Below are 12,487 nucleotides of genomic sequence, written 5' to 3' on the forward strand. Positions count from 1 at the left end.
TGACTATAATCCTCCCCCATGAAAAAGGCTTTATTTTTGGACCGCGATGGGGTGATCAATGTCGATAAAAAATATGTCCATAAAATTTCTGATTTTGAATTTTGCGAGGGCATTTTTGAGCTTTGCGCGTTTTTCGCAAAAAAGGATTACGAGCTCTTCGTCATCACCAATCAATCCGGCATCGCCCGCGGCTACTACACTGAGGAGGATTTTGAGCGCTTGAGCGCCTTCATGCGGGAGGAATTTGCCAAAAGGAGCCTCAAGATCACCCGCATTTACCACTGCCCTCATTTGGAGGGTTGTCCCTGCCGCAAACCCCAGCCCGGGATGCTTTTGGCCGCGCGGAGGGATTTTGATTTGGATTTGAAGCATTCGCTTTTCATCGGGGATAAGCTCAGCGACATGCAGGCCGGGCTTGCAGCGGGGGTGGGGAGACTTTTTCTCATCGGCACCGCGAGGGGGGAGTATTTTGAGAATTTTTCGGACCTGAAAAAACTTTTAAGTTTTATCAAAAAGGAAGAACAATGAGAATTCTCATCACGGGCTGGGCGGGTTTTATCGGCTCAAATTTAGCCCTTGCCCTGCAAAAAGGGCATGAAATTTTGATGGTGGATAGGATGCGAGGCGAGGAGCGTTTTGAAAATGGAAATTTCAAGTTTTTGGGGCATTTTAAAAATCTTATCAATTACGAGGGGGAGCTTTTTGTGGGCGATATTGGCTCGGGAAGGAGCCTGCGGAAAATTCGCCATTTCAAGCCCGAAGTCATCTTCCATCAAGCGGCGATTTCTGATACCACCGCCACCGATCAGGCCGAAATTTTAAGGGCCAATCTCAACGGCTTCAGGGAGCTTATCGGGCTGAGTTTGAGGCTAGGATCCAGGCTCATTTACGCTAGCTCTGCTTCGGTGTATGGGGATAGTCCCAGTCCGCAGAGGGTGGGGGCGATCTCGCCCAAAAACCCCTACGCCTTCTCCAAACTGATGATGGACAAAATGGCGCAAAAATTCTACGCAAAGGCTCACATCGTAGGGCTTCGTTATTTTAATGTTTATGGGCGGCATGAATTTTTCAAAGGCAAAAGTGCCTCGATGGTTTTGCAGCTTGCCTTGCAAATTTTAAGCGCGAAGCGTCCGCGTCTTTTTGAGGGCAGTGATGAAATTTATCGCGATGGGTGCGAATTGGCCGCCTTGAGCGCAAAAATCGGAGTTTATAATATAGGCTTTGGCAAGGCTTGGAGCTTTCAAAATGTCGCCGATATTGTGCAAAGAGAGCTTGGCACGGCCCTGCCTTGTGAGTATTTTGCAAATCCTTTCCAAAAGGCCTATCAGTTCCACACTCAGGCCGCTTTGGATGAGGGCCTGAATTTCAAGCCGAGTTTTGATTTAGAAAGCGGCATCAGGGCGTATTTGCCCGAGATAAAAAGAATTTTTGAAAAGGAAGGCCATGCTTGAATTTCTTGCTTCAAAGCATCCTAAAATTCTGGTCGTGGGGGATTTGATCGCCGATATTTATCTTTGGTGTGAGTGCGAGAGGGTGAGCCCCGAGGCGCCCGTTTTGGTGGCAAAGACGACGAAAGAGGACTGGAGGCTTGGCGGCGGGGCCAATGTCTGCGCGAATTTGAGTGCCTTGGGGGCTGAGGTTTTTGTTTTGAGCGTGGTGGGCGATGATGAGGCGGGGGAGTTTTTGATGGCCAATTTACGCGGCAAAATTCTCACGCAAAAGGGGCGCAAAACCTCCTCCAAAAGCCGCATCATCTCGCATTCTCAGCAGGTTTTGAGACTGGATGATGAAAGCTGTGAGGACATCGCCCTAGAGGATGAGCTTTTGCAAGAATTTGAAGCGGTGGTGGGGGACTTTGAGGCGGTGGTTTTGAGTGATTATGCCAAGGGGGTTTTGACGCCTAGAATTTGCCGGGAGCTGGTCAAAAAGGCGCGGGATTTGGGGCTTCCCATACTCATCGATCCCAAGGGGAGCGATTATGCAAAATACAGGGGCGCGACCCTGCTAACGCCCAATAAAAAGGAGGCTTTGGAGGCCTTGAAGATGCCCGATTTGAAGGGAGAAAATTTAGAAAAAGCCCTCCGCGCGCTTCAAAAAAATTATGACCTCACCCATGCCCTCATCACGCTTTCAGAAGATGGCATCGCGGTGTATGATGGGGCCTTGAGCGTGGTGCCCGCACGCGCTTTGGAGGTTTATGATGTAACGGGTGCTGGGGATAGCGTCATCGCAAGCCTTGCCTTTTGTCTGGCCTGCGGGGTCAGCATCCTGAAAGCCTGCGAATTTGCCAACGCCGCCGCGGCCGTGGTGGTGAGTCGGATCGGAAGTGTGGCGGTGAGCTTGGAGGAGATCGCAAATTTCGCTCAAAGCGCGTTTGAAAAAAAGATCAAAAGCCAACAGGCCCTCGTCAAACTGATGGAAAATAGGGGAGCTAAGAGGGTGGTTTTCACCAACGGCTGCTTTGATGTGGTGCATTTTGGGCATATTTCCTACCTGCAAAAGGCTAAAAATTTGGGGGATATTTTAATCGTGGGGCTGAATTCTGATGCGAGTGTGCGGCGCTTGAAGGGGGAAAATCGCCCCGTGAATGGCGAATTTGCCAGGGCCTGCATGCTGGGGGCCTTTTATTTTGTGGATTTTGTCGTGCTGTTTGAGGAGGATACGCCCCTGGAGCTCATCAAGGCGCTAAGACCTGATGTTTTGGTGAAGGGGGGCGATTATGAGGGCAGGGAGGTCGTGGGGAGCGAGTGGGCTGGAGAGGTGCGGCTTTTGGACTTTGAGGAGGGTTTTAGCACGAGCGGGACTTTAGAAAAGCTGAGGGCAGAGGATGCGGACAAAACGCCTTAGGGCCTTCATCATCAATTTGGAGCGCTCAAAAGACAGAAAAGAGGCGATGCAAGCGCAAATTTCAAAGCTTTTCGCCGCTCAGCCCGCCCTTGAGGAGAGGCTTGAATTTAGCTTTTTCAGGGGGGTGGATGCGAGTGCGGGGGAGCATGAGGCGTATGCGGCGCATTTTCCCAAGTGGCTGCGTTTTTTGGGGATGGCTTTGAGCGAGGGCGAAAAGGGCTGCTATGCCAGTCATTTCAGGCTTTGGAGTGAATGTGTGCGGGCTGATGAGTGCGTTTTTGTCTTTGAGGATGATGTGGAATTTAGCCCGGCTTTTTTGGCGCAAGGGGCGCAAATGCTGGAAAAAATCATCGCTTCGCCCTATGAATACGTGCGTTTGTTTTATATTTTTGAGAGAAAAAGCTATGCTTTGGATGAGAATTTTATTTTGACTTTTGGCGATGTGAATGGCACTCAGGGCTATTTTTTAAGACCCTCTGCGGCGAAAAAATTCATCAAGGCGTCAAAATTTTGGCTAAGAGCCGTGGATAATGCCATGGATATGAGCCATCAAAATAAGGTTTTGAATGTGATTTTTAGGCCCCTCTTGCTAAGCTGTGAAAATCAAACCAGCCTCATCGCTCAAAGAGGGGAGAGGATCAGGGGCTATAGGAAGTTTATGCGGGAAATTTTGCGGATTTATTTTCAGGGGAAGAAATTTGTTTGGGTAGTTTGTGTACGAATAAAATTACAAATAAAAGAAACATTAGGATAGCTATATGGCAAATGATGCTTTTTTTTACATTTTTCTAGGAATATTTTCAGGTGTAGCATCGGGGCTTTTTGGTATAGGAGGCGGCATTATTATTATGCCATCCATGTTTATTTTGGGAGTGAACCCGCATGATGCAGTCGTTCTTTCTGTTATTCAAATGGTTTTTTCTTCATCCTTTGGGACTTTTATACACTATAAAAATAAAAAAATCGATTTAAAAGATGGTGTTTTTATAGGTTTAGGTGGATTCTTGGGAGCAGGTTTTAGTGCTATAATTTTAAACTATATTTCAGATTTAGAATTAATTTGTATTTTTTTGTGTGTGAGTATAATTTTTTTCACACAATATGCTTTCAATATACGACCAAAAATACTCGTTGCTAAAAAAATATTGTTTGCAAAAAACATAATTTTACTTTTTGTCGGAATTTTTGTAGGCATTTTTGCAATTTCTTTAGGCATTGGAGGAGGATTTTTAATAGGTCCCATTCTTGCTTATTTCTTGGGTTATGATAGTAAAAAAATTGCATCAAGCTCCCTATTATTTGTTCTTTTTGCTTCTTTATCGGGCACAATATCATTTTTTTATTTTGATATCCTTAATTTTGAAATTTTGAAAAAAGGCATCTTGATAGGTATATCATCAATGATAGGTGTATTGATGGGTATTCAATTTCTTAATAAAATAAACATCAAATCGCATCTCAAATTTTTACTCTCTATTTATGCTTTATCCATCCTTACAACCAGCTTTTCTTTATTAAAAAAAATATTATAAAACGCAGGATTCAACATCCTGCTAAGTTGTAGCCCTTGTCTCTTTAGCATACTTCACGCCTAGGTCAAAGGCCTTCGCGTTTGCCTCGCGAGTTTTAGGCGGCACCATGTGCAGCATCGTTTCTTTTAAAAGCTCCAAATCAATGCACTTACTCATAAAGGCAGCGATAGCCAACGCCACCACCGATTGCGTGGCGACATTTCCCACCTCGTCCTTAGCGATTGTGATGATGGGGATTTCAAAAATTTGCCATTTTTGATAATCCTCACTCTCCGGATGCACCAAATTAGGCTCGATGACTATGATCCCCCCTCCCTTCACACCGCCGCGAAAGCCTTTGTAGCCTTTATCTGCCGTTGAAAGCATGAAGTCAATCTCCCCCTCCGTCGCGTAGGGAAATAAAATTTCATCCTCATCAATGATGATATCCACCTTCGTAGGTCCCCCACGTACTTGCGAGGTGTAAGTGGAGGCTTTGAAGGCTTGGCGACCCTCTTTAATCGCTGCTTCGGCCAAAATTTCACCCGCCGTGATGACGCCCTGTCCGCCCTCACCACCAAATCTCAACTGATACCTCATTTTAGCGCCCCCAAATCCACCATTCTTTTTTCTTTCGCCGCGCGGCGCACCTCCTCATACGCGTGGCAGTACTCAGGCTGCGTATCATCCTCATAAAGCACACCGGTTGGGAATTTTCCCCTGCGCTCCTCAGCACTCAAGGCCTCAAATTTGGACTTATCCACCACGAGATTTTTAATCCACTCCAGCATCGCCACAGCCTCGCCCATTTTGTTTTTTCGCCCCAGATTGATATGACAATTTGAAAACACATCCACAAAACTATAGCCCCTATGCGCCAAAGCCTTGTAAATCAAATTCTCAAGCTTAACCGCCTCGATGATATTGCCCCGAGCGACAAAAGAGGCCCCCGCCGCACGGGTAAGCTCACAGGCGTCAAAATTGGGATCAATATTGCCAAATTGTGCCGTGACAGTGTAAAAGCCCTTGGGTGTTGTGGGGGAGGTCTGAGAATTTGTCAACCCGTAGATGAAATTATTAATCACAATGTGCGTCAAATCAATATTCCTACGGCAGCCGTGGATGGTATGATTACCCCCGATGGCTAAAGTATCGCCATCACCGCTTACGACGATGACATGCTTGGTTGGGTTAGCGAGCTTGATGCCCGTAGCGTAGGCGATAGCCCTGCCGTGCGTGGTATGCACGGTATTGCAATTGACATAAGAGCTCATCCTCCCACTGCACCCAATGCCCGAAACCAAACAAACATCATCCATACTCCAGCCCAACTTTTGAATCGCCCTAATGATGCACTTTAGCACGACCCCATCACCACAGCCCCAGCACCACTGAGTCGGTAGTTTATCCGCCCTCAAATACTCATCATAATCAAACGCCATTACAAATTCTCCTTTACTTTGGCCATAATCTCACTCGGCGTGATGGGGCGCCCATTCGCACGGTGCAGACTGATAAAATCACGCCGCGAACTCACCCGCTCAATCTCCTCCAAATACTGCCCCATATTAAGCTCACTCACCAAGACCTTTTTAAATTTAGCCACCACTTGGGCGATTTTTTTCTCCGCCACTGGATAAAGCGTGATGGGTCGGAAAAGCCCAGCCTTAATGCCCTGCTCCCTCAAGCGATGGATGGCCTCCTTCGCCGAGCGGCTCACGCTTCCATAAGCGATGATCAAAAATTCTGCATCGTCCATTTGATACTCTTCGTAGGTGCAAATTTCATCGCTATTATTTTTCACCTTACCGATAAGGCGTTCTATATTTTTTTTCACAAGAGCCCCGTCCTCAGTGGGAAAGCCTATATCCCCGTGATGAAGCCCCGTGATGTGATAGCGATAGCCCTCGAAGAAAGGATTCAGGGTCGCGGCCTCATTTTCCCCAGCCGCGTAAGGCTTGTAGTCCTTTTTATCGCCGCTAAATTTCTTACGGTTAATGATCTCCACATCCTCTAGGTCTGGCAAAAGTGCCCTGCCGTTCATATGCCCCACGGTCTCATCCATCAGCAAAAACACCGGTGTCATAAATTTCTCCGCCAAATTAAAGGCCCTAATCGTCTCCGTGTAGGACTCCTCCAAAGAGGCCGGCGCGATGGCGATGCTAGCAAAATCCCCATGCGTGGGCGCCTTGGCCTGGAGTAAATCCCCTTGCGCCACACGGGTAGGAAGCCCCGTCGAGGGGCCGCCGCGCATGACATTGACGATGACTAGTGGAATTTCAGCGATGAAGGCCAGTCCGATTTGCTCGGCTTTCAGCGAGATGCCAGGGCCTGAGCTTGCCGTCATGGCCTTGACCCCGCTCATCGCCGCGCCGATGGCGACACTCACGCCCGAAATTTCATCTTCCATCTGGATGAAAGTGCCATCATTTGCGGGGAGCATATGGCTCAATTCGTGAGCGATTTCAGAGCTCGGGGTGATGGGATAGCCTCCAAAAAATTTACACCCGCACTCGATCGCAGCCCTTGCGATTAAAACATTTCCCGTTGCTATAACTTCTCTCATTTCCCCATCCTAAGCCAATTTTCTGTATCGGTTATTTTTCACCGCAGCAGCTCTTTCTTTCGCCTCTGGGGTGAGTTTTGCGAATTTAAATTCATTCCTTTTTGCCACCATGATTGCAAAGTCGGGACAATGCGTCTCGCAATCCGTGCAGCCTATACAGGATGCGGGATGGACAACCTCTATCATCTGTCCCAAAACAGCATGGACATCATCGCGCATCGCCAAAACCCCAGCAGGGCAGTAGCTCACACAGATATTGCACGCCTTGCACCTGCTCTCATCCACCCAAACGGGCGTATTCTTTGGAGCCACCAAACTCATCATTTATCCTTTAGTATTTTTTGAATTTCTTCGCCGATTAAGGCCGGAGAATCCACAACAAAAATCCCATAACTCCTCAAAGCTTCCTTCTTCGCCGCCGCACTCTCATCGCTACTTCCCACGATGGCCCCGGCATGTCCCATTCTCTTGCCCTTAGGTGCGGTCGCTCCCGCGATGAAGGCCACCACAGGCTTGGTGATGTTTTCTTTGATGAATTTAGCCGCCTCCACCTCCAAGCTCCCGCCGATTTCGCCTATCATCACGATGGCTTTCGTTTCATCGTCTTGTTGGAATTCACTGAGCAATTCTTTATAAGCAAGCCCTATGATGGGATCGCCTCCTATGCCCACAGCGGTGGAAATTCCATACCCACTTTGCACGACTTGATTGGCCGCTTCGTAGGTTAGGGTGCCCGATTTTGAAATCAAACCCACGCAGCCCTTTTTGAAAATAAAGCCCGGCATGATGCCCAGCTTACACTCCTCTGAGGTGATGATGCCAGGGCAGTTGGGGCCTATGATCTTCATCCCCTTTTTGCTGGCGTATTGCTTGGCAAACATCATGTCCTTCACGGGCGTATGCTCGGTGATCACAACGGCGAGCTTTATCCCCGCATCGGCGGCCTCTATCACGCTATCGCCCACGGCAAAAGCAGGGACGAAAATGAGGCTCACCTGCGCCCCAGTGGCGCTAACCGCCTCGCTGACTGTGTTGAAAACAGGCCTGCCCAAATGCTCCTGCCCCCCTTTAAAAGGCGTTACGCCCCCCACAATCTGCGTCCCATAAGCCATACACTGCTCGGCGTGAAAGGTCGCCTCCTTGCCCGTAAAACCCTGAACGATAACCTTCGTATTTTTATCCACTAAAATGCTCATTTTTTGTCCTTATCCTACCAAGCTTTTCACCAAGGCCGCGCCCTCTTTGAGGCTGGTCGCTGCCTTGATGTTTTTGAGTTTTGAATTCTCCAAAATTTCCTTCGCCTCAGTCGCATTCGTGCCGTCCAGTCGCACCACGATGGGGACATTCACCTCGACATTTTTGGTCGCCTCCAAAATTCCATTCGCGATCCTATCACAGCGCACGATGCCGCCGAAAATGTTGATGAAGATCACGCGGACATTTTTATCCCGCAGGATGATTTCAAAAGCCTTCGCCACGGTTTGTGGCGATGCACCCCCGCCCACATCCAAGAAATTCGCAGGCTTTGCGCCGCTGTAGTTGATAATGTCCATCGTCGCCATCGCAAGTCCCGCCCCATTCACCATGCAGGCCACATCGCCATCAAGCTTGACATAGCTCAGTCCAAATTCTCCCGCCTCGCGCTCGGCAGGATTTTCCTCGCTCTCGTCCCTAAGCGCGGCGATGTCTTCATGACGATAAAGCGCGCTATCATCAAAGCTACACTTCGCATCCAGGGCGTAAAATTCACCCTCGGCCGTTTTAATGAGAGGGTTGATTTCAAGCATGTTCATATCTTTTTGCATATAAAGCTTGTAAAGTTTTTCTATCATCGCGATGAGTTTTTTGCTCTCGTCCTTATCCAGCCCCAAAACCTTCGCCACTTCAAGCCCGTGAAAAAGCTTAAAGCCAATCTGCGCATCGATGCCGACCTTGGCGATTTTTTCCGGGCTTTCCTTAGCGACTTTTTCGATGTCCATGCCGCCCTCGCTCGAGGCGATGATGGTGATTTGCTCGGCCATTCTGTTGAATAAAATCGCCAAATAATACTCCTTGACGATGTTAGCCCCGCCCTCAATGTAGAGCTTTTGCACGAGCTTGCCCTCAGGGCCTGTTTGATGCGTGACTAGGGTCATGCCCAAAATTTGCGCGGCGTAGCTTTTTACTTCGTCCAAATTTTTGGCGATCTTCACACCCCCGCCAAGACCCCGCCCGCCAGCGTGAATTTGCGCCTTCACCGCCCACACAGAGCCGCCAAGCTCCTTAGCATTTGCCACCGCTTCCTCCACGCTAAAGGCCACCTTACCACGCAAGGTCGGCACTCCATTTTCCGCAAAAATAGCTTTCGCCTGATATTCGTGTATGTTCATTAACTCTCCTTGTATTGATATTTGATGAAAGATCTTTCTAGTTTTTCTTGCTCTTGAGCGCTCAAATTTAGAGGCAAAATCTCCACCACCCCCTCCAAACCAAGCCGCGCCATCACCCCAAGCGCCCTGCCTCGCACTCCAAATTCCCCGTGCAAGATCACGCTCATCGGTAAAAATTCCCCACTCCGCATCGCTTCAAGCATACGCACACAGGCACTCGCTGGCGCCAGAAAGGCCGAGGTTTTAAGATGCTTGATCACCTTCGCGCCGCCCGTTTTGACCTCGTTTTCCACCTCTTCAAAATCCTCTTCATTCAAAATTTCATCCAAGCTTTGATTCTTCACGCGAGTGTGGGATTTTAGCAAAACCATATCATCATTGTGAAAGCCTATGAGCCGCGTATCGATGCCGCACATCCCCACCCCAAACTTTTTAGCCAGCTCGTATTTAAAGCGCGCATTATCCAGCACTCCAGCCATGGCGACAATGTTTTTCGCGCCAAAAATTCCGCTTTCATAAAGGGCGTTGAGCAAAAAATCCACAGGGTTGGTCAGCACGATGAAAAGGGGGTTATCGTTGAATGCCTTAATCTTCCCAGCACAATCCAGTAAAATTTTAGCATTAAGCCCCAAAAGCTCGTCCCTGCTTTGTCCATCCTTTCGCGCAAAACCCGCCGCAAAAACAACCACGGCGGAATTTTTGCTAAGCTCATAGTCCCTCGTGCAGCTGAGTTTGATGTCTAAATTTAGGGCCGCGATGCTTTGGGAGAGCTCAAGCTCACGCGCCAAAAGCAAATTCTCATCGATGTCTATCAAAACGAGCTCTCGAGCAAATTCCCGCAAAATCAAAGCGTAAGCCAGACTCGAGCCGACATTGCCAGCGCCGATAATGGTGATTTTCATCGCTTGCCTATCTTTTCAATGATGGCGTTGAAACTAGCGCTCGGACGCATGATTTTATCCGCCTTTTCGTCGTCAAATTTATAATAGCCGCCCAAATCCACCCTCACGCCTTGAGCGCCGTTAAATTCGGCTCTGATTTTTTCTTCATGGGAGCTAAGTTCTAGCGCGATGTCTTTGAAAAAGCTCTGCAGCTCTACATCGCTTGCCTGCCTTGCGAGGTGATTTGCCCAGTATAGGGCTAGGTAAAAATGGCTCGTGCGGTTGTCGTCCTCGCCGACTTTGCGCGAGGGGGCCTTATTTTCCTCAAGCCACTGTGCTATGGCCTCATCGAGGCAGTCGGCTAAAACCCTAGCCTTGTTTGAGCTGCGTTTGTTGGCGTAAAATTCTAAGCTTGCCTGCAGGGCTAAGAATTCCCCCAAGCTATCCCAGCGCAGATGATTCTCCTCGACAAGCTGCTCGACCTGCTTGGGCGCTGAGCCCCCAGCTCCCGTCTCAAACATCGCCCCGCCCTTTAGCATCGGCACGATGGAGAGCATTTTCGCACTCGTGCCAAGCTCTAAAATGGGGAACAAATCGGTCAAATAATCGCGCAAAACATTGCCCGTGATGGAGATGACATCCCTGCCCGCGCGAATGAGTGCTAGGCTTTTGAGGCAGGCGTCTTTGGGAGCTAGAATGGCTATGTTTTTGCCCTTTTCTTTCAGTGTTTTTCGCACCAAATTTATCATAAGTCTATCGCTCGCCCTGTTTTCATCGAGCCAAAAAATCGCCTCCGAGCCGCTCAAATCCGCCCTTTCTATGCCCAAATGGATCCAGTTTATCGCCGCGTCAAATTTGGCCTCATTGACCCTGTAAATGTCGCCGCGATTCACGCTGTGCTCGAGCAAAATTTTCCCCGCAGCCACCACTCTAAATTTACCCTTAGATTTCGCGATGAAGGTCTTGTCGTGAGAGCCGTATTCTTGGGCTTTTTTGGCCATCAAGCCGACATTGGAGACGCTGCCCAGTCGCGCGGGATCGAGCGTGCCGTTTTGATGCAGGTCCTCCAAAACCGCCTCATAAATGGTCGCGTAGGTCTTATCAGGGATGAGGGCGTTGGTGTCGCGCTCTGCGCCCTTTTTGTCCCAAAGCTTGGCGGCGTTTTTTAGCATGGCGGGCATGGAGGCATCGACTATGACATCGCTTGGCACGTGGAGGTTGGTGATGCCTTTGTCCGAATTCACCATGGAAAGCTCGGCGGAATTTTCTAAAATGCTTTGGTATTTTTTGAGGATTTCTGCTTTTTTTGTGGAATTTTCTATCTTGCTTAAAAGCTCAGAAATTCCGTTGTTAGCATTGATGCCTAGCCTTTCAAATTCCTCTTTAAATTCCTCAAAAAGCTCCCTAAAATAAACCTTAACCGCATAGCCGAAAATGATCGGATCGCTCACCTTCATCATGGTCGCCTTAAGGTGCAGGGACAAAAGCAGACCCTCTTTTTTGCAAAGCTCGATTTGGTCGGCGTAAAATTCTTGCAATTTTTGCACATCCATAAAGCTAGCGTCTAAAATTTCGTTCTTTTCAAGCTTGATTTTATCTTTTAGGATTTCCACCTCGCCGCCTTCGCTTTCAAATTCTATGTGTGCCATCGTTTCATCCTCGATCAAAACTGCCTTTTCATTGGAGAAAAAATCCCCCCCCTTCATGTAGGAAATCAGGCTTTTGGAAGCGGGACTGAATTCTGCGAATTTGTAAGGATTGCTACGCGCATAGTCCTTCACAGCCCTTGTGGAGCGGCGGTCTGAATTGCCCTGACGCAGGACAGGATTGACGGCTGAGCCCAGAATTTTTTGATAGCGGGATTTGACTTGAATTTCCTCTTCATTTTTCGGCTCGTCTGGGTAATTTGGTAACACATAGCCCTTTTCTTGTAGCTCCTTAATCGCCGCTTTGAGCTGGGGGATGGAGGCGGAAATGTTGGGCGTTTTGATGAGATTGGCATCCGCTTTTTCTACAAGCTTGCCCAAATTCGCTAGAGCGTTTTCGCACCTTTGCTCCTCCCTCAAACCCTCGCTGAACTCAGCGATAATCCGTCCCGATAAAGAAATATCGGAGCTTTCAACCCTTATATGCGCTCGGCTCAAAAAGGCTCTGACAATGGGAAGAAAGGAGTAGGTCGCAAGTGCGGGAGATTCATCGGTGAGGGTGTAAGTGATGTGCATCTTTTTTCCTTAAAATTTATATTTCATCGTCAACGCTTGAAAGTATAATAGAATCCAAAAAAAATACAAGAGAAAATTTAAACTTTGTTTT

The 12,487-nt window shown here is 48.4% G+C and carries 13 protein-coding genes; 5 read left to right on the forward strand and 8 right to left on the reverse strand.

Annotation, left to right across the window (positions count from 1 at the left end):
- The first annotated feature begins 18 nt into the window (after positions 1–18).
- The 5 genes from gmhB to Q4A73_RS01875 are packed head-to-tail and all read left to right on the forward strand — an operon-like array spanning position 19 to position 4,379.
- Positions 19–528: a D-glycero-beta-D-manno-heptose 1,7-bisphosphate 7-phosphatase gene (gmhB, locus tag Q4A73_RS01855; RefSeq protein WP_303205736.1), complete on the forward strand. Its 510-nt coding sequence runs from the start codon at positions 19–21 to the stop codon at positions 526–528.
- Positions 525–1,451, forward strand: a complete 927-nt coding sequence (locus Q4A73_RS01860) for an NAD-dependent epimerase/dehydratase family protein (RefSeq protein ID WP_303205737.1) — start codon at positions 525–527, stop codon at positions 1,449–1,451. Before gmhB ends, Q4A73_RS01860 begins: the two co-directional genes overlap by 4 nt.
- The gene (gene rfaE1, locus Q4A73_RS01865; RefSeq protein ID WP_303205738.1) at positions 1,444–2,847 is read left to right on the forward strand and encodes a D-glycero-beta-D-manno-heptose-7-phosphate kinase; all 1,404 of its coding nucleotides are present in this window, start codon (positions 1,444–1,446) and stop codon (positions 2,845–2,847) included. Before Q4A73_RS01860 ends, rfaE1 begins: the two co-directional genes overlap by 8 nt.
- The gene (locus tag Q4A73_RS01870) at positions 2,828–3,601 is read left to right on the forward strand and encodes a glycosyltransferase family 25 protein (protein ID WP_303205739.1); all 774 of its coding nucleotides are present in this window, start codon (positions 2,828–2,830) and stop codon (positions 3,599–3,601) included. Before rfaE1 ends, Q4A73_RS01870 begins: the two co-directional genes overlap by 20 nt.
- 4 nt (positions 3,602–3,605) lie before the next feature.
- Positions 3,606–4,379: a sulfite exporter TauE/SafE family protein gene (locus tag Q4A73_RS01875; protein WP_303205740.1), complete on the forward strand. Its 774-nt coding sequence runs from the start codon at positions 3,606–3,608 to the stop codon at positions 4,377–4,379.
- Positions 4,380–4,400: 21 nt separating this feature from the next.
- On the opposite strand, the gene Q4A73_RS01880 is transcribed toward Q4A73_RS01875, so the two are convergent.
- The 8 genes from Q4A73_RS01880 to Q4A73_RS01915 are packed head-to-tail and all read right to left on the reverse strand — an operon-like array spanning position 4,401 to position 12,396.
- A complete protein-coding gene (locus Q4A73_RS01880) occupies positions 4,401–4,958 on the reverse strand; it encodes a 2-oxoacid:acceptor oxidoreductase family protein (RefSeq protein ID WP_303205741.1) in 558 nt (185 codons plus the stop codon).
- Positions 4,955–5,800, reverse strand: a complete 846-nt coding sequence (locus tag Q4A73_RS01885) for a 2-oxoglutarate ferredoxin oxidoreductase subunit beta (protein ID WP_303205742.1) — start codon at positions 5,798–5,800, stop codon at positions 4,955–4,957. The genes Q4A73_RS01880 and Q4A73_RS01885 overlap by 4 nt, the downstream gene beginning before the upstream one ends.
- On the reverse strand, positions 5,800–6,924 hold the full coding sequence (locus Q4A73_RS01890; protein WP_303205743.1) for a 2-oxoglutarate synthase subunit alpha: 1,125 nt from the start codon (positions 6,922–6,924) through the stop codon (positions 5,800–5,802). The genes Q4A73_RS01885 and Q4A73_RS01890 overlap by 1 nt, the downstream gene beginning before the upstream one ends.
- 9 nt (positions 6,925–6,933) lie before the next feature.
- Positions 6,934–7,245: a 4Fe-4S dicluster domain-containing protein gene (locus Q4A73_RS01895; protein ID WP_303205744.1), complete on the reverse strand. Its 312-nt coding sequence runs from the start codon at positions 7,243–7,245 to the stop codon at positions 6,934–6,936.
- Complete coding sequence (gene sucD / locus Q4A73_RS01900) at positions 7,245–8,120, reverse strand: succinate--CoA ligase subunit alpha (protein WP_303205745.1); 876 nt, start codon at positions 8,118–8,120, stop codon at positions 7,245–7,247. Before sucD ends, Q4A73_RS01895 begins: the two co-directional genes overlap by 1 nt.
- A gap of 9 nt (positions 8,121–8,129) precedes the next feature.
- Entirely contained in the window at positions 8,130–9,293 is a 1,164-nt protein-coding gene (sucC, locus tag Q4A73_RS01905; protein WP_303205746.1) for an ADP-forming succinate--CoA ligase subunit beta, read from the reverse strand.
- Positions 9,293–10,195 carry a malate dehydrogenase gene (locus tag Q4A73_RS01910; RefSeq protein WP_303205747.1) on the reverse strand — a complete coding sequence of 301 codons (903 nt, stop codon included), beginning with the start codon at positions 10,193–10,195 and terminating at the stop codon, positions 9,293–9,295. The genes sucC and Q4A73_RS01910 overlap by 1 nt, the downstream gene beginning before the upstream one ends.
- A complete protein-coding gene (locus Q4A73_RS01915) occupies positions 10,192–12,396 on the reverse strand; it encodes an NADP-dependent isocitrate dehydrogenase (RefSeq protein WP_303205748.1) in 2,205 nt (734 codons plus the stop codon). The genes Q4A73_RS01910 and Q4A73_RS01915 overlap by 4 nt, the downstream gene beginning before the upstream one ends.
- Between the last annotated feature and the right edge of the window lie 91 nt (positions 12,397–12,487).

Origin of the sequence: Campylobacter sp. (genome assembly GCF_030528245.1) — a bacterium.
Taxonomy (GTDB): Bacteria; Campylobacterota; Campylobacteria; order Campylobacterales; family Campylobacteraceae; genus Campylobacter_D.